The organism is Caulobacter sp. ALps2 (assembly GCF_058681635.1).
Genome location: NZ_CM178743.1, coordinates 1,271,997 through 1,293,151, shown reverse-complemented (window position 1 = coordinate 1,293,151; position 21,155 = coordinate 1,271,997). Strand labels below are relative to the sequence as shown.

The window sequence follows — 21,155 nt, the reverse complement described above, 5'->3', positions numbered from 1 at the left end:
AAACGTGCGCGCCATGAGCCAAATCAACGCCGCCCCCCGCCACGACTGGACCCTCGCTCAAGTCGAGGCCCTGTTCGAGCTCCCCTTCATGGAGCTGGTCTTCCAAGCGGCCAACGTGCACCGCGCATGGTTCGATCCCTCCGAGATGCAGCTGTCGCAACTGTTGTCGGTCAAGACCGGCGGCTGCGCCGAAAATTGCGGCTATTGCAGCCAATCCGCCCACTTCAAGACCGGCCTGAAGGCCGAGAAGCTGATGGCCACCGAGGACGTGGTGGCCAAGGCCCGCGCGGCGCGCGACGGCGGGGCCCAGCGCTTCTGCATGGGCGCGGCCTGGCGCGAGCTGAAGGATCGCGACCTGCCCAAGCTGGCCTCGATGATCGGCGAGGTTAAGGCCATGGGCATGGAGACCTGCGCCACCCTGGGCATGCTGACGGCCGACCAGGCCAAGGCCCTCAAGGCGGCCGGCCTCGACTACTACAACCACAACCTCGACACCGGTCCGGACTATTACAAGGACGTCGTGACCACGCGCACCTACCAGGAGCGCCTCGACACCCTGGCCCACGTCCGCGACGCGGGCATGAGCACCTGCTGCGGCGGCATCGTCGGCATGGGCGAGCAGCGCCGCGACCGCGCCGGCCTGCTGCACCAGCTGGCCACCCTGCCGGCCCACCCCGACAGCCTGCCGATCAACGGCCTGGTGCCGGTCAGCGGCACGCCGCTGGGGGACAAGGTTCTGGCCGAGGGCAAGGCCATCGATTCCATCGAGTTCATCCGCACCATCGCCGTCGCGCGCATCGTCTGCCCCAAGTCCATGGTCCGCCTGTCGGCCGGCCGCGAGGGCATGAGCCGCGAGCTGCAGGCCCTGTGCTTCATGGCCGGCGCCAACTCGATCTTCGTTGGCGGCAAGCTCTTGACCACGCCGCTGCCGGGCATGGACGAGGACTCAAGGCTGTTCCAGGACCTGGACCTGCGGCCGATGGGCGGCCAGGTCCCGGTCCAGGCCAAGGCGCATACGCACGACGTCATCGCGGCCGAGTAAGGTTCTCTTTCTCGCGCTTCCTGGGCATCGGGTTCAGCAGAATATCGCGACGCTGGGCTTCGAGCTCGCGTCGCGTTTCGGCCGCGCCCGCTAGATATTCGGCCAGGATGTGGGGCGGATAGTCTTGGGTCATCGCGCGCATGTCGTGCTCGGCCTCGTCCAGGATCGTCATCACGCGATCGATCAGGCCTAGCCAGATGTCGTCGCTATTCGCCAAGCGACGTTTGCGGCGCCGTCCCTTGCCGAACATGCGCTCGTGACGGGCGAGGATCAGGGATTGGGTCATCGGAGCTTCTCTCTTTCCGCTCCCTTCCCCCATCCGCCAACGGGAGGGAACGTGATTGATCGACCTCGCGCCGGATCGGCCGCGAGTGGGTGTGGGGAGGCGGCGGAGCGGCCGGGCGAACCCGGAGACCGTGAGGTTTTGTTTTGCGTTTCGGCTCGTCGACCGCTCCGCCAGGCTGTTTTTTCCGTGAGGACGGGAGGCGTGAGCGTATTTCAGCTCGGGTCCCCAAGAGCCCCCGGACGGGCGTGGACCAACTGGATCGGCTCAATCCGTCTCCAGCTCGGCGATCCACGATAGGCGGTTTGTACGATCACCGCCCTGTCGCTCCGCTGTCGGCCTTGATCCCGGAGACTGCCCGTTCGCCAGCCGATCCGCCTAAAGAGTACGGATGGAGCGACTTTCGAGCCTCCAGGAACCGCCAGCGGCCCCGCTCAACCTACCCCCGCCGCCGTATTGGGCCGGATCCAAACGCCCTCCCCCGCGACGGGGATGGCTATGAGTATGGGGGTGGTTCTGAACGCGGATCATTCAGCGACGTGTAAAATCGACAAGCGCTTGATTTCGCTGGGTTCGATCTCGCGAATTCCGAGGATGGAGGCGGCCCAATCCCCATGAATCCCTCTCTCTGAGAGAGAGGGAGGGGCCCACGCCTTCGGCGTGGGAGGGTGAGAGGTTGCACCCGAGGCCGCCGCGCCGGCGCCGAGCCAACGCCCTCGCGCCACCATCCTCCGTCATCCCGCGCCTTGTGCGCGGGACCCATGGTTCAGCTTCCGCGTGAGAGAAAAGCCTCGCTCCGCCCGTGCGGCGGACAAATGGGTCCCGCGCACAAGGCGCGGGATGACGGGTGAAGTGTGTTCGAAAGCTCGGCCCCCGAAGGCCGAAGCCTCCTTAAATCTCACGGAGAGACGATCGCAGGGCTGATCAGGTCACTCAAGGACCGCCCTCCGGGCGGCCGCTCCGCGGCGGCGCAGCCGTCCTTGACTGACCTGATCAGTCCTGCACGCCGCAGCCTCCAAGAGATGAAAGGATCGCACCGACCGGGAGGTCGGCTTTCGACCGATGTTGTTGAAAAAGGCCTCTGATCTGGCGAGCGCTGAGCAGCGTTGAGAGTTGTTGTCGCTCAGGCTGGTGAGACCTGAGGCTGCTGCTGGGCGAGCTTGGCGAGTTTGCGGAGGTTTTGGGCGGTGGCGGCGAGGAGGAACTCGTCTTTGGCGCCGTTGGGACCTCGTAACCTGAGGCGATCGAGCCCGACGATGCGCTTGAGGTGGGCGAAGAGCATCTCGACCTTTTTCCGTTCGCGCCGGGAGGTGATGTAGGCGTCGGTCTTGGCGATGTCGCGGGCCATGTCGCGCGCGCCCTCGTGGATCGAGCGGGTCACTTTTCGATAGGGCTGCTTGGGACAGCAGGCCGCCTTGAGCGGGCATGGCTGACAGTCGTGGGTGCTGGCGCGATATCGGATGGTGTCGTCGGCCGGAGCGTTGTTGCGAGGGACCTTGAAGGCGCGCCGGCTGGACTTGAGCAGCTTGCCGCCCGGACAGGTGTAGGCGTCGGCCTGGTGGTCGAAGCTGAAGTCGGCTCGGGAGAAGGTCCCGTCATCGCGCTGGGATTTGTCGAAGACAGGAATGTGGGGCTCGATGCCCTGATCATGGACCAGCCAGTCGAGCATCTCGGCCGTGCCGTAGGCGGTGTCGGCGGCCAGGCGCTCGGGATAGAGACCAAGGCGGTCGTTGGCCCGCTCGATCATGGTGCGACAGGCGGCCAGCTCGCCCTGGCGGACCGCCGTCGAGGGCTCAACATCGACGATCACCGCATGATCCAGGTCGATCAGGTAGTTGGTGCAGTAGGCGAAGCTGGCCGGCCCGGCTTGGGCGGCGGTCCATCGCGAAGCCGGATCCGAAAGTGAGATATACTTGGGGGTGACGGGCGTGGCCGCGCCGAAGGCCGCGTCGTCCAGGACCGCCAGATACTCCTCGACGGCCCGCCCGGCGGCCTCTGCCGGCAAGCCTGCGGCGCCGTCGACGGCGGTTCTGTGCCGGCTGGCGTCGGCGCGGATGATACTGGCGTCAACGGCGAAGCCCTCGCCACCGACCAGGCCCTCGGCCATGCAGCGGCGCACCACGCTCTCGAACAGCTCTCGCAGCAGATCGCTGTCACGGAAGCGGCCGTGGCGGTTCTTGGAAAAGGTGGAGTGATCGGGCACGTCGCCGTCCAGGCCCAAGCGGCAGAACCAGCGGTAGGCGAGGTTGAGGTGGACCTCCTCGCACAGTCGGCGCTCGGAGCGCACGCCCATGCAGTAGCCGATCAGCAGCATCCGGATCATCAGCTCCGGATCGATCGAGGGCCTGCCGATCGCGCTGTAGAACGGCGCCAAATGGGCCCGCACGCCTTCCAGATCGACGAACCGATCGATGGCGCGCAGCAGGTGATCCTGGGGCACGTGCCCATCGAGCGAGAACTCGTAGAACAGAGCCGGCTGCTCGATCCGACGCTCGCCCATCATGGCCGAAACCTCCTGCTTCAACAGGAGTGAATCAGGCCAGAGGCGCCGCTTCAACCGGCCTTTTTCAACACAATCGACCCTAGTCGGACATTCGATGCGTCCCATGACATTCGATGTCGGCGCGGACTTTTCAAAAGCGGGACGACGTGCCAAGGAAATGGGCTAAGGGACACCGCTCCTCGATTGGGCAAGCGCACCGCCGCCTCTGCCTACCGCAGGCAAGATCGATGACCGAAATCAACATTCACAATATCATTTTTGGCCGCGCCGCGCCGGGCTTAGCCGTTCGCGACATCCAAGCCGCTTATGCCTTCTACTCGAGTATTTTGGGATTTTCGAAGGTCTTCGAGAACGGGGATCCCGTCGGCTTCATGGTGCTGAAAAAGGATAGAGCCGAAATCCATCTCAGCCAGTCGCGAGATCATCGAGCGACCACGGTGAACAGTTTTCATATGCTAGTGGACGATGTGGCCGCGCTGTACGCGGTCTGTCAGATGGCCGACGTCAGGATCATAAAATCCTTACAGGATAAGGACTACGGGCAAAGAGCGTTCGTTTTCGCCGACCTCGATGGCAATCGCATCGACGTTGGGGAAGCCCGTCCAAGGCGGACCGATCCAGCAGACTGATTTAGCGGGACGGTAAAGCCCGCTCACCACCCAAAGCGGACTTTTGGCATGTCCGCTCTCGGCGGTGGCTAGGGACATGATCCTCCTCCGAGCGCCTCACAGCCCCCTCGTCCTTGACAAACACCGCCGCCCTTGACTTGGATCCGGCTAATAGTCAGACAAAATGAACAGGGCGGAAGCGGCGATGAAACGGTTCTGGACCACGGCCGCCGCCGCCGTTCTGCTGGTCTTCGCCGGCGGCGCCCTGGCGGCGCCCAAGACCCTCGAACTGGTCGACAAGCTGGCCGGCCGCGCCGCCGCCGTTCCCGCCGACAAGGCGCGGACGGCCTATCTTTTCGTCTACTTCAAGGACGAGACCCACGCGGTCTATTTCGCCACGTCTACCGACGGCTACACGTTCACCGACGTCAATGGCGGCGAGCCGATCTTCACCGGGGCCCAACTGGCCGAGCAGAAGGGCGTGCGCGACCCCTACATCCTGCGCGGACCGGACGGCGCCTTCTATCTGGCCATGACCGACCTGCACATCTACGCCCAGCGCGAGGGCTTAAGGACCACGCAATGGGAGCGTCCGCGGGCCGAGTGGGGCTGGGGCAACAACAAGAACCTGATCCTGATGAAGTCGTACGACCTCATCCACTGGACCCACGCCCGCGTGGCCCCCGACGACCTGTTCGATGAGGTGAAGGACCTGAGCGCGGCCTGGGCCCCGGAGCTGATCTGGGATCCGGCGGTCGGCAAGCTGATGGTCTACTACACCACCCGCGTCCACGACGACCCGGCCTATCTGGTTTATTCGTACGCCGACCCGGCCTTCACCACCCTGACCACGACCCCCAAGCGCCTGTTCGACTATCCGACCAAGGGCAAGGCCGCGATCGACGCCGACATCACCAAGGTCGGGGGCAAGTACCGGATGTTCTACGTGACCGACGAGGCGCCCGGGAACATCCGCCAGGCGGTCTCGGATCGTCTGACCGGCGGCTACGTCTTCGATCCGACCAAGGTCGATCCCGAGACCGTCCACGCCGAGGCGCCCAATGTCTGGCGCCGTCACGGGACCGGGACCTATGTCCTGATGTACGACGCCTTCGGAGCCAAGCCGAAGAACAACATGGGCTTCTCGGAGACGACCGACTTCGTCCACTTCAGGAACCTGGGCCGCTTCAACGCGCCGGACTCGCCGATGAAGGCGACGAACTTCGAGAGCCCCAAGCACGGGGCGGTGATCGCCATCACGCCGGAGGAGGCGGAGCGGTTGAAGGGGTGGTTTGGCGGGAAGTAGGCCCTACCGCTCCTCGTCGAACCGGTTCTCGACCAGTTCGCACAGCGCTTCGAGCGCCGCCTGGGCCTCGGGGCCCTCGGCGGTGATGTCGATGGTCGAGCCGATGCCGGCGGCCAGCATCATCAGGCCCATGATCGAGCGGGCGTCGACGGAGGAGCCTTCGCGGCTGACCGTCACCTCGGCGTCGAAGCCGGACGCCATCTTCACGAACTTGGCCGAGGCGCGGGCGTGCAGGCCGCGCTCGTTGATGATCTCGACCGTCCTTGACGTCATGCCCGCTACTTTTCTCCGGCGAGCACGTAGGAGGCCACGGAGATGTACTTGCGTCCAGCCTCCTGGGCGTGGGCGACGCAGGCTTGCAGGGTCTCGTGCTGACGCACGCTGGCCAGCTTGATCAGCATGGGCAGGTTCAGGCCGGCGATGACCTCGGCCTTGGTCTGCTCCATGACCGAGATGGCCAAGTTGCTGGGCGTGCCGCCGAACATGTCGGTCAGCAGGATGACGCCGTCGGCGTCGGCGTCGACCTCGGCGCAAGCCTTCAGGATATCCGAACGGCGACGTTCCATGTCGTCTTCGGGGCCGATGCAGATCGCCTTCACGGCGGCCTGCGGGCCGACGACATGTTCCATGGCGGAGACGAACTCTTCCGCCAGACGCCCGTGCGTCACGATCACGAGCCCGATCATGCCTTGTGTCTCAAACGGGATCCCCATTCCCCTTCACGACGGGAGAGCGTCGCGCGGGCGGTCTTGATACGCCCGTTAGGATGGGACTCCAAGAGACTGAAGCATGCGGCCGACTTTCGCGAGGGCGGCGGGTTCTCGCGGCCACAGGTCGAAGACGGGGATGGAAACGCCCAGGATCGTCGCGGACTGGGGATCCGGCAGGCGCTCGACGGCCTCGGGCGTGGCGACGCAGCGGATCAGCAGCGCGATCTCGCAGAAGGCCAGGGCAGGGGTCGGCGCGACGCCCAGGCCCCGGATCTCGAGCAGGCCGGCCAGGGTCTCGTGGGCCTTGCCCCACAGGCGGCCGCCGGACGTGAAGGCCACCACCCGGTCGTCGGCGACCAGGCGGAAACCGGCGTCGAGGGCGCGCAGGGCCAGGTCGCTCTTGCCGGCGCCCGACGGTCCCTCGATCAGGACGCCACGCCAGAAGCCGGCGTGGCGGTGGGCGATCAGGCCGCCATGGAGCACCTCGGGGAGGACCTCGGGGAGGCTCTCCGGCCGAATCACGCGTAGGCCTCCGGCAGTTCGACGACGAACCGCGCGCCGATCACCGCGCCAGCCTCGTCCTTGCGGTTCTCGGCGTGGATCTGGCCGCCGTGCGCCTCGACGATCTGGCGGGCGATCGACAGGCCCAGGCCCGAATTGCCGCCGAACGCCCGGCCCTTGGGGCGCGAAGTGTAGAAGCGCTCGAAGATGGTCTCGAGGTTTTCCGGCGGAATGCCGGGGCCGTCGTCGTCGACGATCACCGCCACGGTGGTCTTGCCGCGCGGACGCAGCAGCGTGACCCGAACCTCGCCGTCCTCGGGACTGAACGAGCGGGCGTTGTCGACCAGGTTGCGGAACACCTGCCCGATCGGGGTCTCGCGGGCCAGGATCAGCGGCGTCTTCTGCGTCGGCTCGACGCTCAGGCGCACCCGCACGCTGCCGGGCGCGGGACCCGGCCGCAGCTGGGCCTCGTACAGGGCGGCGACCTCGACCAGCAGCTTGGTCAGGTCCAGCGCCTTGGGGTGTTCGCGTGAGAGCTCCGCGTCCAGGCGCGAGGCGTTGGAGATGTCGGTGACCAGGCGGTCCAGGCGGTTGACGTCGTTCTGCAGGATGGCCAGCAGCCGCGCCCGGGCGGCGGGGTCGGTGACCAGGTCCAGGGTCTCGATGGCCGAACGGATCGAGGTCAGCGGGTTCTTGATCTCGTGGGCCACGTCGGCGGCGAAGCGCTCGATGCCGTCCATGCGCTCGGACAGCGAGTGGGTCATGTCCTCCAGCGAGCGCGACAGGTCGCCCAGCTCGTCGCGGCGTTCGGACAGGTCGGGCAGCGAGATGGCGCGCGCGCCCTGCAGGCGGACATGGTCGGCGGCGCGAGCCAGGCGCAGCACCGGCACGGCGATCAGGCGGTGCAGCAGCACGCTGGACAGCACGATCGCGACCATGGCCACGATGATGAACGGCAGCAGGGCCTTGCGCTCGGCCGAGATGATCTCGTCGACGTCGCCGGCCTCAAGGGTCAGGACACCCAGCACCGCGCGGACGTGCTGGATCGGGATCGAGACCGACACCACCCGCTCGCCGCTCTCGTCGATGCGCGTGCCGGCGGCGATCTTGCCCTTCATGGCCCGGGCGATCTCGTTGGTCAGGTCCTGGCGCGCGCGGTCGGCGCGCGCCTGGGCGGCGGGGCTCAGATGCGTGGCGGGCGGCTTTTCGCCCGGCTTGCGGGCCGGCGGCAGCACCTTCCAGTCCACCCGGTCGGCGACCACGAACGAGTCCGCCAGAGTCTTGCCGTCGGAGTCAAAGAGGCGCGCTCGCTGGTTCTTCGGAATGAACAGCACCTGCAGGATCTGGCTGGCCAGGATCGGATCCAGCATCGGCTCGGGCTCGCCCAGGGTGGCTCCCTGGTCGATGACCTTGGCGATCAGGACGCCCTGAGTCGTGAGGGTGTCGATCCGCGCGTTGATCAGGCCGCTGCGCAGCTCGTTCAGCACCAAGGCCCCGACGATCACGATCGCCAGGGCCAGCACGTTCAGGGTGATGATCAGCCGGCCGAGCCGCGAGCCGCGCGGCCAGGCGAAGCGGCGCCGAGGCCCGGCGCCGCTCCGGGAGTCCGGCTCAGGCTTCGCGGTAACGATAGCCAACGCCGTACAGGGTCTCGATGGAGTCGAATTCCGGATCGACCTGACGGAACTTCTTGCGCATGCGCTTGATGTGGCTGTCGATCGTGCGGTCGTCGACATAGACCTGATCGTCGTAGGCCGCGTCCATCAGGTTGTCGCGGCTCTTCACGAAGCCTGGACGCTGGGCCAGGGCCTGCAGCAACAGGAACTCGGTGACGGTCAGGCGCACGGGACGGCCGTCCCACAGGCTGTCGTGGCGGGCGGGATCGAGCGTCAGCTTGCCGCGCTTCATGACCTTGGAGCCGGCGGCCCCGGCCGCGGCGGTCCCGCCGACCTCTTCGTCTTCCGGACGGGCGCGGCGCAGCACGGCCTTCACCCGCTCCAGCAGCAGGCGCTGGCTGAAAGGCTTGTGCATGTAGTCGTCGGCGCCGAGGTTGAAGCCGAGGATCTCGTCGATCTCGTCGTCCTTGGACGTCAGCATGATCACCGGGATCTCGGACGTCTGGCGCAGGCGGCGCAGCACTTCCATGCCGTCCATGCGCGGCATCTTGACGTCCAGGATCACCAGGTCGGGCGGGCTGGCCTCGACGGCTTCCAGGCCGGAAGCCCCGTCGTAATAGGCCTTCACCGCGTGGCCGTGGCTTTCCAGCGCCAGCGAGACCGAGGCGACGATGTTCTCGTCATCGTCAATGAGGGTGATGGCGGCCATTGAATCGATCTTGTCCTTCGCCTTCCGAGCCTGTCCGGTTCTGATGTAAGCATCAGAACCGGATAAACAGGCTCGATCTATACTTTAGAGCGTGACAGACGCCGAAACCGCTTACACTTTCGGCCGCCACGCTCACCAGTCGATCCTATAGAGCGACCGATCCAGCTTCAACGCGCTGAGCGGTAAAGCTTTCCCCAGCTTCTCGCCGGGCTTTGCGGCCCCAGGAAGGCGCGATTGGGGCCGCGCCAGGCCTGAACCTTCAACCTGACCTTAAGGTCTTGAGACCCATAGTGAGGTTTCCTGGAGCAGGTCGGCAGATGAGCCAAGTCCATTACGAGCTTTTTGTCCGGCGGAAAGTCGGCGCGCAGTGGACGCTCGAGATCGCTTCCGAGAACCGCGCGCATGCGCTCCAGGTCGCCGAAGACGTCCTTGAACAGGGCCGCGCCGTCGCCGTCCGGGTCAGCAAGGAAACCCTCGACAACGCCACCGGCGAGTACAAGTCGATCGCCATCTTCACCAAGGGCATGGTCGACGGCGGCAAGCCGAAGAAGGAAGTCGAGGAGCGCGATCCGCTGTGCGTGCAGCCGGCCGACCTCTACACCGCCCACGCCCGTGACCGGATCGGCCGCCTGCTGGAAGGCTTCCTGGTCCGGCACAAGGCCACGCCGTTCGAACTGCTGCACCGCCCCGATCTCGTCGAGAAGCTCGAGGCGTCCGGCACCGACCTGCAGCACGCGCTGCAGAAGATCGCCATTCCGGAAGCCGAGGCGCGCGGCCAGTCCGTGCACGAGGTCATCCGCCACTTCCAGGGGCTGGTCGAGCGCACGATCGCCAACCTGACCAAGGCTTTCAAGAAGGGCGCGCTGCCCGACCTCGACAAGGAAGGCTTCGCCAAGGCGGCCGAGCGCCTGGTCGCCGACCCGGACCGCGCCTTCCTGCTGGGCGCCGGCGTCGCCGCCTCGATCGCCGTGGCCACCAACTGGTCGGACAAGATCGCCCGTCTGCTGGACCTGGCCGACGCCGCGCCGCAGGAGCCGCGCGCCCGCGTCGCCGCCCTGGCCGCCATCGAACAACCGCTGTCGGAGATCATCGGCTCACGCGCCGGCATGGCCGATCTGCTGGACACCACCAACGAGGACCTGGGCGCCACCCTGGCGGCCATGACCCGCCTGACCGGCGGCGTCGCGGTCGAGGCCCTGATCAAGATCGAGAACAGCGTCCGCCACGTCATGCCGGAGCTGTCGGGTACGGCCTATCGCCTGGGCGACTGGCTGTCGCGCGACGAGTTCCCCAGCGTGCGCAAGGCCATCGCCCAGCGCGTGCTGACCGAGCTGAACGGCGTGCGCCGCCTCAAGCCCAGCGACGCCGAGCAGGAGATCGAATACCTGCGGGCCCTGGCCATGAGCCTGACCGCCGCCGCCGGCCGCATCCTCCAGGCCGAGGACATCCAGAACGCCTTCACCACCCGCTCCAAGACCCTTTTGAACGGCGACTTCATCGAGTCGCTGCTGGGCCGTGACCGTTCGGCTCACGAAGAGATCAAGATGCTGATCCGCCTGGCCGAGAACGTCATGGGCGCGGTCAATAAACGCAACGCCGCCCGCTGGCTGAACGCCAACATCAGCGCCATGCGTTTCGAGAAGGAACTGCGTCAAGGACCCGACTCCCCGGTCGCCAAGCTCAGCCAGCTGGCCGGGCTGCAACGCCAGCTGGTCCGCTCGGGCCTGGTCCGCGAGGACTTCGAACCGCTCTGCACCAAGCTGGGCGACATCGGCGCCCTGATCGAGGCCGACTCCCGCCTCCTGACCATGCTTGTCCGCGCGCCCGCGCCGCTGCCCCACCGCCTGCAGCTTCTGGCCAAACTGGCCCTGGGCGAGGCCGGGCCCAGCGGCCCCGTGGCCGAAAAGGCTCGCATGGAAGCGCTGAAACTGGCGCGAGATCCGAGCTCTCGCGAACAGCTGGCGGGGTCGCCGCAGACCATGGACCTGATCAAGACGCTGGTGGGGCAGGCGGCTTAAGCCAGTCGCCAACAGCGGACCCGCCGTCCCGACGGGAGATCGCATAACATCGTTCGCCCTATTGAGCCCGCCTGGATTGTGTGAATAACTATCGCCATCCTGCGTAGTGACCGCGCGGGCGGGGGCGTTCCATGCAAGTTCTGATACGAGCGCTCGCCGCCGCGAGTGCGATCGCGCTTCTGTGCGCGCCTGTCTGTGCGCAGGCCCAGAAGCTTTACGACGCCAGTCTCGAGAAGACGACCGCCGACCTCCTGGCGGCGCACAAGGCGGCCGACGTGTCCGGCGCCATGCAGGCGGTCATGGATCAGCAGGGAACGCTGGACCGCGGCGAACTGGAGAACATCCTCAAGGTCGACGCGGCCAATCACGAACGCGCCCTGTCGGAACTGCTCAGCGCCGATCCCCAATTCCGCGGAACGGGCCGATTGGACTTCCTGATCACCACGCGTGTCGACTGGCTGGCCGGCACGGGCTTTCAACTCGATCCAGCCGCGTGGTTGAACCGGCGCGAAAACCTGATCGGCCTGCGGACCACGCTCGCGCCTCAGGAACTGATCCTCAAGGATATGGTGCGCGACTACGAAAGGGCCGGTGGTCACGACTTCGTCGACTGCGACGGGTTTCTATCGGCGCATGCAGCACCTCCTCCGGGCTCGTCCGAGGACAAGGTCTCCACCCAGTGTCAGATCATCGCGTTGGCCCGCGCGCCGGAGGCGACCTACAATCAACCCGTCAAGGCGCTGGAGACTGGAAAGGGTGAGTTTGGGCAGGTCACTAGGCAACTGGCCAAGGCGACAAAAGACCTGAAGTATCAGGAGACCGAGCGCAAGACGGCCAAGGAAGAACTGGCCAAGGCTAAGACGGCGCTGGATCAAGCGAAGGCCGCGCCGACGCCGCAGGCTCGGGTCGCCGAGCAGCTGAAGAAGCTCGACGAGTTGCTCACCAAGCTGGACGACGAAGCGGGCCTGCGGGGCGTTGGCGGGCTGGCTCCCGGAAAGGCCCTGGCCCTTGTCGAGTTCCGCAAGACCAACCTGCGTGAAGTGATCGCGGCCACGGGCTCATCCGAGGACACCGCGGCCGCAAAGCTCAACCGCGCTGCCGCCGGCGTCATCGCCGGGATCATCCGCTATGACGAGGCCGACAAGACGCCGAGCCAGGCCGCGCTGACCATCGCGCTGGCGCACCAAACGGGACTCGAGGCGGTGGTCGCCGTCCAGATGGATTCCCTCAAGGCCGAGGTTTCGCTTCTTCAGGAGCAGCGCGAAGCGGCCTTGCGTGAGCTCGAATATCTGGCCATGGCGCGCAACGCGCTCGGCGTCATTCCAGCCAACACCAGCTGTGTCAGGCGTCCCCTAGCCCAAGTGTCCCTGGCCGAGTTCGTCCGCAACCCGGCCTGTCCGCTGGATGCGCGGCAGTCGGCGGCCCGGGCGATCAGCGCCTACAACATGGCCTGGGCGACCGGTCGGGCGCCCGCGCGGATCGCCGACGCCCGGGTCAGCCAGGAAATCTACATGCGCAAGCTGCGGGTCACAAACCAGGTGATCCGAGCCCGCTACAGCGTCCAGCAAGCCGCTCTGCAGGAGCTGGCGGATTATGGCGCTTCAGGCATCAAGGTGTCCGAGGTCGCCGCGATCCTCCAGGCCATCGGCGTGCAGGCCATCGCGATCGGAGTGAACTGATGAAACGACGCCTTGTGCTCCTCATGGGTTTGCCCGTCCTGCTCTCGGCCTGTGCGACCGGTGAGATCCGGGGGCCGGCCAAGACGATCGGCGCGGACGTGTCCAGTCTCAGCGCCAATCTCTCGCGCCTGCAGGACGACCTGGGCGCCTATCAGGCCGCTGTTCAGTCGCGCTCGGCCGGACATCTGGAACGGGCCGATGCGGCGGAGGCCGCGGCGCGGCAGCGGCAGACCGAGTGGAAGCTGCTCGACGCGCCCAGCACCGGCGACGCCCTGGCTGCCCTGCTCACGCAAGCCCACGCCGAGACTGACCGCCTGGCCGTCGCCAAGGCCCCGGCCGCAGCGGCGCCGAAAGTCTCGTTGCCCGTGCAGCCCCTGGCGAAGGTGGCCAGAGGCGTGGACGGCCTGGCCCAGCCCAAGCGGCGCGAGGACGAACTGAAATTCCTGATCCGTTATGCCGGCGACGTGAACGAGCAGCTCGCAACGCTCGACGACAAGGCCGGCGCCAAGCCCGCCGCGCCCTAGAGGGGGATCCCATGGACGAAATTGGCCGCCTGCAAAAGATGCTGTTGGCGCTGTTCGCGGCGCGCAACCACCTGCTCGATCTGCAACCCTCCGACCCCGTCGTCATCGCGGAAGTGAACGAGCGGATCATCGCGGCGTCCGCCCGGCTGCTCGCCGAGGTGGCTGATCCGACCGCGCATGAGCTAACCGACGAGGAGGTCGCGACCCTACAACATGCGGTCGATACGCTGAACGGCAGCGTGCAGCGCTCCGCCGCTGTCAGCGAGATCTTCGCGGCGCTGCTCGCGTTTCGATCGGTCTTCGCCAGCTAGAGCTCGACGGCCGAAGCGAAAGCATGTGGGAAGCCCGGCTTGATAGCGGTTTGACTCTTCCCCGACGGCGCCCGGTAGGCTCCTCCGCGCCGGTCGCCAAGGACCGCTCCGGGAGACCGCCATGGCCGTGTTCACCGTCCTCTATCCCGCCGTCGACGGGGCGAAGTTCGATCTCGACTACTATGAGGCGACCCACATTCCGCTGGTCAAGGACGCCTTCACGGCCACGGGGCTGGAGAGCGTCCAGGTGCTCAAGGGCCTGGCCGGCGGAGGCGGTGGTCCCGCGCCCTATCTGGTGATGGTGAACCTGACCTTCCGTGACGCGGCGGCGCTGCGGGCCTCGCTGACCGGACCTCGCGGAGCGGAGGTGATGGCCGACGTCGCCAAGTTCACGGACATCCAGCCGATCGCCCAGATCAGCGAGCCGCGCTAGCCCAAGATCGCGGCGAGAGCGTCGACCACCCGCTCGACGTCGCCGTCGGTCATGGCCGGATAGAGCGGCAGGGTCAGGCAGCGGGCGTACCAGGCGTCCGCGCCCGGCAGGTCGGCCAGGCCCTGGCGGTTCACATAGTAGGGCTGGCGGTGCACCGGGATGTAGTGAACCTGCGTCCCGATCCCCTGGCTTTTCAAGCTGTCGACCACGGTGCGGCGCGACAGGCCCTCGGCCTCGAAGTCGATCAGCACGGTCAGCAGGTGCAGGGCCGGATCCGAATGGGCCGGGCTGGAGGCCAGCCGCGCGCGCGGCGCGCGCCGCGCCAGCAGCTTGGCGTACAGCGCCGTCAGCTCGCGCCGGCGGGCGACGAAACGGTCCAGCTTGGCCAGTTGCGACAGGCCCAGCGCGCACAGCACGTCCGGGATGCGGTAGTTGAAGCCCAGCTCCGGCATCTCGTACCACCACGGATCGCCGCCCGGCTGGCGGACCATGCCGTGCGAGCGCAGCAGGCGGGCCTTGGCGGCCAGCGCGGCGTCGTTGGTGGTCAACATGCCGCCTTCGCCGGTGGCCAGCGTCTTGACCGGATGGAACGAGAAGCTGGCGAAGCTGGAATAGGCGCAGTCGCCGACGGGATGCTGAACGCCGCCGAAGGTCCCGATCGAACCAAGCGCATGCGGGGCGTCCTCGACCAGCACCGCGCCAGACGCCGAGGCCATGGCCTTCAGGGCCGGCAGGTCGCAGACGTCGCCGCGCAGGTGCACGGGCAGCACCGCCTTGACCCGCTTGTTCCGCGCGCCGTTCAGCGCCCCCCTACTCAAGGCTTGGGCCAAGGTGTCGGGCGTCATCAGGCCGCTGTCGGGATCGACGTCGGCGAACACCACCTCGGCCCCGACGTAGCGGGCGCAGTTGGCGGTGGCCAGGAAGGTGACCGAGGGGGCGACGCAGACATCACCCTCGCCGACGCCAAGGGCCATCATCGCCAGGTGCAGGGTGGCCGTGCCGTTGGAGACGGCGATCGCGTGCTCGGCGCCGACCTTGGCCGCGAAGGCGGTTTCGAACGCCTCGACGGTCGGGCCGGTCGTGAGAAAGTCGCCACGCAGCGCCTGCGCGACGGCGGCGATGTCGTCGTCCTCGATCGTCTGGCGACCGTAGGGCAGGAAGCCGCTCATCGCGCGGTCTTCTCCTCCAGCATGGCCAGCAGGCCCTGGGGCGAGAGCCAGTCCTGGTTGTTGTCGCTGCTGTACGAGAAGTCCTCGGCGACGCGCTTGGCGCCGTCGGCGGCCGAATAGGGCGTGCGGCCGAACTCGGCGAAGTTGGGCTCGATGGCGAAGCGGTCCTCGAACTCGACGGTCGAGCGCGCGTCGTCGGCGCTGATCATGATCTCGTGCAGCTTCTCGCCGGGGCGGATGCCAACGACCTTCATGCCAACGTCCGGCGACATGGCTTTCACCAGGTCCGGCATCGCCATCGACGGGATCTTGGGCACGAAGATCTCGCCGCCGCGCATCATGGTCAGGGACGACAGCACGAAGTCGACGCCCTCGTTCAGGGTGATCCAGAAGCGGGTCATGCGCGGGTCGGTGACCGGCAGTTCCGTCGCGCCGTTGGCCAGCAGGCGACGGTACAGGGGCACGACGCTGCCGCGCGAGCCCACGACATTGCCGTAGCGCACCACGCAGAAGCGCGTGCCGATGTCGCCCGACAGGTTGTTGGCGGCCACGAAGGTCTTGTCCGAGGCCAGCTTGGTCGCGCCATAGAGATTGGTCGGGTTGCAGGCCTTGTCGGTCGACAGGGCCACCACCTGCTTCACGCCGTTGTTGAGGCTGGCCCAGACCACGTTCTCGGCGCCCATGATGTTGGTGTGGATGCACTCCGAGGGATTGTACTCGGCCGCCGGCACCTGCTTCAGGGCCGCGGCGTGGATGACGATGTCGACGCCGCGCAGGGCCAGGGTCAGGCGCTCGCGATCCCGGACATCGCCGAGGAAGAAACGCAGCTTGGCGACCGTCGCCTCGTCGAACTGCTCGCGCATTTCGAGCTGCATGTCGCTCTGCTTCAATTCGTCGCGGGAATAGATGATGACCTTCCGCGGGTCATAGCGGCGCAGCACGGTTTCGATGAATCGCCGACCGAAAGAGCCTGTGCCGCCGGTGACCAGGATCACCTTGCCGTCCAGATCGAGCGATTTGGGAGAAAAACGGCCCAAGTTCAGCCTCCTGCGACGTTCGCGGCGCTTCCAGGCCCAAAGGGGCGTGATCGCCGAATCGTGGTTAACGCCCCTTGATGCGCTCGCAGATGTAAAGAGGACGTCAACCACGTTGCGGTAGCAAGGCGTCATGCGCCGTCGCCACCTCCTCGCCTCGCTCCTTCTGGCCGCCCCGACGGGGTATCTTTTCGGCGCGACGCCGGTCCTCGCCAAGGAGGCCAAGAAGGAAGAAAAGCCGGTCACCTATTTCGCCCTGGACCCGATCAACGCGATCGTCCTGCGCCGCGACGGTCGCCGGGGCGTGATGACCGTGGAAGCCGGCATCGAGGTCAAGGATCCGGAGCTGATGAAGCGGGCCCAGGCCTCGACCCCGCGCCTGCGCGCCGCCTTCGCCCAGGTGCTGATGATCTATTGCGCCGGCCTGCGCGGCGGCGTGGCCCCCGACATCGACTATGTCGCCCGCGAACTGCAGAAGGCCGCCGACCAGGTGCTGGGCAAGCCTGGCTCGAAGGTCATGCTGGGCTCGGCCATGCTCAGCTAGGTTTCTTGCGGCGGGCCCTGAAGAACCCGCGCAGCAGGTCCGCGCTCTCCCGCGCCAGCACGCCGCCCGTCACCTCCGGCCGCCAGTGGCAGGTGGGCTGGGCGAAGAACTTCGGGCCGTGCACGACCGCGCCCCCCTTGGGATCCTCGGCCCCGAACACCACCCGTCCGATCCGCGCATGGCTGATCGCGCCAGCGCACATGGCGCAGGGCTCCAGCGTCACGACCAGGGTCAGGTCGGTGAGGCGATAGTTCTCCAGCTTGGCGGCGGCCGCGCGCAGGACCGCGATCTCGGCATGGGCGGTGGGATCGTGGGCCGCGATCGGGCCGTTGCCGGCCGTGGCGATGACCTCGCCGGTCTTGGGATCCAGGATCACCGCGCCGACCGGCGTCTCGCCCGCTTCGGCGGCCGCGCGGGCGGCGTCCAGCGCCAGCCGCATCATGGCGTGGTCTTGATCGTCAGTCGGATCGGTGTGCATTAGCGTCTTGAAAGCCCATCGAGAGATGCGCCCAGCCCGAGAAGGACGCCGAAAATGACCAAACCACACGATCCCCTGTACGAGCCTCACCTCGAGGGTCAAGACGGCGAGCTCGATGGCGGCCCCGGCGAGCGCGTCGCCAAGGCCCTGGCGCGGGCCGGCGTGGCCTCGCGGCGCGAGGTCGAGCGGCTGATCGAGGCCGGTCGCGTGGCGATCAACGGCAAGGTGCTGACCACCCCGGCGATCAAGGTCCAGCCCGGCGACTTCCTCACCGTCGACGGCCAACTGGTGGCCGAGCGCGAGCCGACCCGGATCTTCCGCTACCACAAGCCCACCGGGCTGATGACCACCCACAACGATCCCAAGGGCCGGCCGACGGTGTTCCAGTCGCTGCCCAAGGACCTGCCGCGCCTGATCTCGGTCGGCCGCCTGGACTTGAACTCCGAAGGCCTGTTGCTGCTGACCAATGACGGCGAGCTGTCGCGCGCCCTGGAGACGCCCAGCAACGCCTGGGTGCGCCGTTATCGCGCTCGCGCCTTCGGCGACACCACCCAGGCCAAGCTGGACACGCTGAAGGACGGCGTCACCGTCGAGGGCGTCAAGTACGGCTCGATCGAGGCCAAGATCGACAAGGCCCACGACAAGGCCGGCGGCGGCAAGAACATCTGGATCACGGTCAGCCTGTCGGAAGGCAAGAACCGCGAAGTCCGCAAGGTGCTGGAGGCGCTGGGCCTGAAGGTCAACCGCCTGATCCGCATGTCCTACGGCCCGTTCGCCCTGGGCCCCCTGGAAGCCGGCCAGATCGAAGAGGTCGGCCCCCGGGTGATCCGCGAGTTGCTGGAAGGCATTGTCTCCGAGGAGAACATGCCGACCGGCGATCGTCCCAAGTTCGGTGGCGTCGCCGCGGCCGTGAAAGCGCCTGGCACGCCCGGCGGCGGCGACCTGCAGCGCCGGGGCGCGCCGCGCGCCGACCGCGCGGTGGCGCCCGACGCGCCGGCGAAGCCCGAGAAGCCGGTCTACAAGGCCGGCTGGGCCAAGCCGAAGAAGAAGATCTCGCCCCACGCCCCGGCCAAGGGCGCCAGCAAGGGCGTCGCCCAGCCCAAGGCCAAGCGCGCGCCCAAGTCGATGGAGACCAAGTTCATCGATATCGGCAAACCCGCCGCGCGGGGGAAACCAGCCGCGGCGCGTCCGGGGGCGAAGCCCGCCGAAGGCGCGGCGCGTCGGGTGTCGGAGAAGCCGGGTCGGGCCGCGCCACGTCCGGGGGCGTCCAAGCCGAGCGGTGGCGCTGGGCCGCGTGGTCCGGCTCCGCGTGGAAACGCTCCGCGCGGTGGTCCCGGTAAACGTTAGGCCGCGGCGGGGGTCCGAACCCCCGTCCACCGCCTGAGCGCCGGCCAGCGGATCGACAGTTCGGCCACCGCGATGAAGCCGGCCAGCACCACCAGGGCGCTGGCGATCAGTCCGGCCTTGAACTCGTGCGGGGCGTCGGGGCGGGTGGTCATCGGCCGGATCAGCAGCAGGATGACGGCGTTGTTGGCCGCGTGGGCGCCGATGCCCAGCTCGACGCCGCCCAGGCGCAGGGCCATCCAGGTCAGGCCAGCGCCCATGGCCGCGCGCACCAGGAAGGCGTCGATATTGGGATCGAAGTGGATGGCGGCGAACAGCAGGCCGTTCAGCGCCATCAACGCGACCGGATTGTGGATGTAGGCCGCGCTCTGCTTCAGCAGCCAGCCGCGGAAGACCAGCTCTTCGGCGGCGGCCGCCAGGATCAGCAGGCCGATCGCCAAGGCCGCGTAAAGCGCCTGTCCGGCAAGGTTGGGGGACATGCGGGCCAGCGGGGGCTCGATCGCCTCGCCGCCCAGGGCCGCGAAGCCGACGACGGCGATCATCACGACGCCGACCAGGACGAGGCCGCCCAGCAGCAGGCGCCAGCGCACGGCCTCGCCACGATTGACGTAGTCGGTGATCTTGCGGTGGTGGATGGCGCCGGCGGCGAACACGAAGCCGACCGCCGCGCCCAGGTTCACGCCGGCCAGCACCGTCAACAGGAACAGCGACTCGCGGGCGGATGGATAGTCCATGGGCGAGGCGGAGAATACGGCGAACAGGTCGCCGGCGGCCGGCGCGCCGTCCAGGCCGCTGACGACCAGCACGGCGATCAGGATCGCCGCCGCTCCGCCAAGCAGGGCTCCCACGGCCCCGGCCAGAACCCCGATCGGCACGGCGAATGCCGTCCGCCACGGGTCGCGGTCATAGGGCGACAGGTCGGCCAGGAAGCGCGACTGCTTCATCGCCTCCATCAGCTCGCCCATGCGCATCGCCCGATCGCCTTTCCCCAGCGTGTTGGCCTCGTCCATCCGACCATTCGGGCGACTAAGAGGGAACGGCCGCGATCTTGTAAAGCGCGTGCTTGCCGCAGGGCGCTCGGGACGGCACACATCCCGTTACCGGTTGTAAGGGGACAGGCATGAGCGACGGCGTTTTGAGCAATGGGGGGCACGACAGCACGCCCGGACACCTGCATCGGCTGGTGTTGTTCTCGGACGCCGTGTTCGCCATCGCCATCACCTTGCTGGCCATCGAGATCCATCCGCCGCACCACTGGCACGGCGTGGCCGACCTGTTCGGGCAGATGGGCGCGAAGCTTACCGCCTATGCCGTCAGCTTCGCGGTGGTCGGGGTCTGCTGGTTCAGCCATCGCCGGGTGTTCGCGCGCCTGGTGCGGGCCAATGGCGGGCTGGACTTCGTGAACTTCTTGGTGCTGGGCCTGATCGCCCTGCTGCCGCTGGCCACGGAACTGCTGTGGGAATCGCGGGGCGGCCAGGCCGTGCCGATCTATCTGGGGCTGGTCGCCCTGATCGGCGTGGCGATGGGCCTGGTCTGGGCCTATGCCGCCTTCGTCGGCAAGCTGACCGAACCGATGCCGGCCGGCGAGGCCTGGTTCGTGCTGCTGCGCGTGGCGCTGCTGCCGGGCCTGATGTGTGGCCTGACCCTGTTCAGCCTGGTCCATGCCTGGGGCTGGATCCTGATGATCCTGCTGGTGGTCGGCCTCAACCTGGCCGGCCGTCGCCTGACGTCGAAGGCGGCCTGATGCGTATCGTCTCGGGCCAGTATCGCGGCAAGGCGATCATCGCGCCGCCGGGTGGCGCCACGCGCCCCACCTCCGACCGCGCCCGCCAGGCCGTGTTCAACATCCTGGAGCACGCCGCCTGGGCGCCGGCGCTGCACGGTGCGCGGATCATCGACGTGTTCGCCGGGTCGGGCGCGCTGGGGCTGGAGGCCCTGTCGCGGGGCGCTGGCTTCTGCCTGTTCGTCGAGACCGACGACGCCGCGCGCGGCGCGATCCGCGAGAACATCGACGCCATGCACCTGTTTGGCGTCACCCGCGTGCACCGCCGCGACGCCACCGACCTCGGGCCGCGCCCGGCCAGCGCCGGCGCGCCGTTCGACATCGCCTTCCTGGATCCGCCCTACGCCAAGGGCCTGGGCGAGAAGGCGGTGGCCGAGTTGCGCGCCCACGAATGGCTGGCCCCCGGCGCGATCCTGATGTTCGAGCGCGGGCGAAGTGAAGCGGACCCGGTGCTCGAGGGTTTTGAGCAGATCGACGCGCGCGACTACGGCGCCGCGCGCGTCCTGTTCTACAAGCTGACTTGATGCTTGGCGCGTGACGGGCGCCGAACCCGGTCTCCA

23 protein-coding genes and 1 pseudogene are annotated in these 21,155 nt (G+C 67.6%); 13 read left to right on the top strand and 11 right to left on the bottom strand.

The window, feature by feature from the left end:
• Positions 1 to 13 precede the first annotated feature (13 nt).
• On the top strand, positions 14 to 1,042 hold the full coding sequence (bioB, locus tag ACW173_RS06040) for a biotin synthase BioB (RefSeq protein WP_492083968.1): 1,029 nt from the start codon (positions 14 to 16) through the stop codon (positions 1,040 to 1,042).
• Here the strand turns inward: bioB and ACW173_RS06035 are convergent.
• A complete protein-coding gene (locus ACW173_RS06035) occupies positions 1,026 to 1,328 on the bottom strand; it encodes a hypothetical protein (RefSeq protein WP_492083967.1) in 303 nt (100 codons plus the stop codon). The two genes, bioB and ACW173_RS06035, sit on opposite strands and share 17 nt — an antisense overlap.
• Before the next feature lie 758 nt (positions 1,329 to 2,086).
• Here ACW173_RS06035 and ACW173_RS06030 point away from each other — a divergent pair.
• Positions 2,087 to 2,170 (top strand): annotated as a pseudogene (locus ACW173_RS06030) (hypothetical protein); the annotation flags it as partial.
• Positions 2,171 to 2,448: 278 nt separating this feature from the next.
• Here ACW173_RS06030 and ACW173_RS06025 read toward each other — a convergent pair.
• Positions 2,449 to 3,828, bottom strand: coding sequence for a transposase (locus tag ACW173_RS06025; RefSeq protein WP_492085922.1), 1,380 nt, complete (start codon positions 3,826 to 3,828; stop codon positions 2,449 to 2,451).
• 227 nt (positions 3,829 to 4,055) lie between these two features.
• Between ACW173_RS06025 and ACW173_RS06020 the strand changes: the two genes are divergently transcribed.
• Both ACW173_RS06020 and ACW173_RS06015 read left to right on the top strand, forming a co-directional pair.
• Complete coding sequence (locus ACW173_RS06020) at positions 4,056 to 4,457, top strand: VOC family protein (protein ID WP_492083966.1); 402 nt, start codon at positions 4,056 to 4,058, stop codon at positions 4,455 to 4,457.
• A 184-nt stretch (positions 4,458 to 4,641) separates the two neighbouring features.
• Entirely contained in the window at positions 4,642 to 5,742 is a 1,101-nt protein-coding gene (locus tag ACW173_RS06015; RefSeq protein WP_492083965.1) for a glycoside hydrolase family 43 protein, read from the top strand.
• 3 nt (positions 5,743 to 5,745) lie between these two features.
• Here the strand turns inward: ACW173_RS06015 and ACW173_RS06010 are convergent, their stop codons facing one another.
• From ACW173_RS06010 to chvI, 5 genes are all read right to left on the bottom strand, one after another.
• Entirely contained in the window at positions 5,746 to 6,015 is a 270-nt protein-coding gene (locus ACW173_RS06010) for an HPr family phosphocarrier protein (RefSeq protein ID WP_492083964.1), read from the bottom strand.
• A gap of 5 nt (positions 6,016 to 6,020) precedes the next feature.
• Positions 6,021 to 6,428: a PTS sugar transporter subunit IIA gene (locus ACW173_RS06005; RefSeq protein ID WP_492083963.1), complete on the bottom strand. Its 408-nt coding sequence runs from the start codon at positions 6,426 to 6,428 to the stop codon at positions 6,021 to 6,023.
• 75 nt (positions 6,429 to 6,503) lie between these two features.
• The gene (locus ACW173_RS06000) at positions 6,504 to 6,974 is read right to left on the bottom strand and encodes an HPr kinase/phosphorylase (protein ID WP_492083962.1); all 471 of its coding nucleotides are present in this window, start codon (positions 6,972 to 6,974) and stop codon (positions 6,504 to 6,506) included.
• On the bottom strand, positions 6,971 to 8,590 hold the full coding sequence (gene chvG, locus ACW173_RS05995; RefSeq protein ID WP_492083961.1) for a two-component sensor histidine kinase ChvG: 1,620 nt from the start codon (positions 8,588 to 8,590) through the stop codon (positions 6,971 to 6,973). The genes ACW173_RS06000 and chvG overlap by 4 nt, the downstream gene beginning before the upstream one ends.
• A complete protein-coding gene (gene chvI, locus ACW173_RS05990) occupies positions 8,565 to 9,278 on the bottom strand; it encodes a two-component response regulator ChvI (RefSeq protein WP_492083960.1) in 714 nt (237 codons plus the stop codon). Before chvI ends, chvG begins: the two co-directional genes overlap by 26 nt.
• Before the next feature lie 317 nt (positions 9,279 to 9,595).
• On the opposite strand from chvI, the gene ACW173_RS05985 reads away from it, so the two are divergent.
• The 5 genes from ACW173_RS05985 (at position 9,596) to ACW173_RS05965 (ending at position 14,243) form a co-directional block, all read left to right on the top strand.
• Positions 9,596 to 11,296 carry a hypothetical protein gene (locus tag ACW173_RS05985; protein ID WP_492083959.1) on the top strand — a complete coding sequence of 567 codons (1,701 nt, stop codon included), beginning with the start codon at positions 9,596 to 9,598 and terminating at the stop codon, positions 11,294 to 11,296.
• A gap of 131 nt (positions 11,297 to 11,427) precedes the next feature.
• The gene (locus tag ACW173_RS05980) at positions 11,428 to 12,975 is read left to right on the top strand and encodes a hypothetical protein (RefSeq protein ID WP_492083958.1); all 1,548 of its coding nucleotides are present in this window, start codon (positions 11,428 to 11,430) and stop codon (positions 12,973 to 12,975) included.
• A complete protein-coding gene (locus ACW173_RS05975; RefSeq protein ID WP_492083957.1) occupies positions 12,975 to 13,499 on the top strand; it encodes a hypothetical protein in 525 nt (174 codons plus the stop codon). The genes ACW173_RS05980 and ACW173_RS05975 overlap by 1 nt, the downstream gene beginning before the upstream one ends.
• Before the next feature lie 11 nt (positions 13,500 to 13,510).
• Positions 13,511 to 13,810 (top strand): hypothetical protein, encoded by a 300-nt coding sequence (locus ACW173_RS05970; protein WP_492083956.1) that lies wholly within the window; start codon positions 13,511 to 13,513, stop codon positions 13,808 to 13,810.
• A gap of 121 nt (positions 13,811 to 13,931) precedes the next feature.
• Positions 13,932 to 14,243, top strand: coding sequence for an EthD family reductase (locus ACW173_RS05965; RefSeq protein WP_492083955.1), 312 nt, complete (start codon positions 13,932 to 13,934; stop codon positions 14,241 to 14,243).
• Here ACW173_RS05965 and pseC read toward each other — a convergent pair.
• Together pseC and pseB are read right to left on the bottom strand one after the other, a co-directional pair.
• Entirely contained in the window at positions 14,240 to 15,412 is a 1,173-nt protein-coding gene (gene pseC / locus ACW173_RS05960) for a UDP-4-amino-4,6-dideoxy-N-acetyl-beta-L-altrosamine transaminase (RefSeq protein ID WP_492083954.1), read from the bottom strand. The genes ACW173_RS05965 and pseC overlap by 4 nt on opposite strands.
• Positions 15,409 to 16,449: a UDP-N-acetylglucosamine 4,6-dehydratase (inverting) gene (gene pseB / locus ACW173_RS05955; RefSeq protein ID WP_492083953.1), complete on the bottom strand. Its 1,041-nt coding sequence runs from the start codon at positions 16,447 to 16,449 to the stop codon at positions 15,409 to 15,411. The genes pseC and pseB overlap by 4 nt, the downstream gene beginning before the upstream one ends.
• Positions 16,450 to 16,579: 130 nt before the next feature.
• On the opposite strand from pseB, the gene ACW173_RS05950 reads away from it, so the two are divergent.
• Positions 16,580 to 16,990 (top strand): hypothetical protein, encoded by a 411-nt coding sequence (locus ACW173_RS05950; RefSeq protein ID WP_492083952.1) that lies wholly within the window; start codon positions 16,580 to 16,582, stop codon positions 16,988 to 16,990.
• On the opposite strand, the gene tadA is transcribed toward ACW173_RS05950, so the two are convergent.
• Positions 16,983 to 17,468: a tRNA adenosine(34) deaminase TadA gene (gene tadA, locus ACW173_RS05945; RefSeq protein WP_492083951.1), complete on the bottom strand. Its 486-nt coding sequence runs from the start codon at positions 17,466 to 17,468 to the stop codon at positions 16,983 to 16,985. The genes ACW173_RS05950 and tadA overlap by 8 nt on opposite strands.
• A 54-nt stretch (positions 17,469 to 17,522) precedes the next feature.
• Between tadA and ACW173_RS05940 the strand changes: the two genes are divergently transcribed.
• The gene (locus ACW173_RS05940; protein WP_492083950.1) at positions 17,523 to 18,815 is read left to right on the top strand and encodes a pseudouridine synthase; all 1,293 of its coding nucleotides are present in this window, start codon (positions 17,523 to 17,525) and stop codon (positions 18,813 to 18,815) included.
• Here the strand turns inward: ACW173_RS05940 and ACW173_RS05935 are convergent.
• Positions 18,812 to 19,822: a CPBP family intramembrane glutamic endopeptidase gene (locus ACW173_RS05935; protein WP_492083949.1), complete on the bottom strand. Its 1,011-nt coding sequence runs from the start codon at positions 19,820 to 19,822 to the stop codon at positions 18,812 to 18,814. The genes ACW173_RS05940 and ACW173_RS05935 overlap by 4 nt on opposite strands.
• Before the next feature lie 110 nt (positions 19,823 to 19,932).
• Between ACW173_RS05935 and ACW173_RS05930 the strand changes: the two genes are divergently transcribed.
• Both ACW173_RS05930 and rsmD read left to right on the top strand, forming a co-directional pair.
• Positions 19,933 to 20,556, top strand: coding sequence for a TMEM175 family protein (locus tag ACW173_RS05930; RefSeq protein ID WP_492083948.1), 624 nt, complete (start codon positions 19,933 to 19,935; stop codon positions 20,554 to 20,556).
• Positions 20,556 to 21,119 (top strand): 16S rRNA (guanine(966)-N(2))-methyltransferase RsmD, encoded by a 564-nt coding sequence (rsmD, locus tag ACW173_RS05925; RefSeq protein WP_492083947.1) that lies wholly within the window; start codon positions 20,556 to 20,558, stop codon positions 21,117 to 21,119. The genes ACW173_RS05930 and rsmD overlap by 1 nt, the downstream gene beginning before the upstream one ends.
• Positions 21,120 to 21,155: the final 36 nt, after the last annotated feature.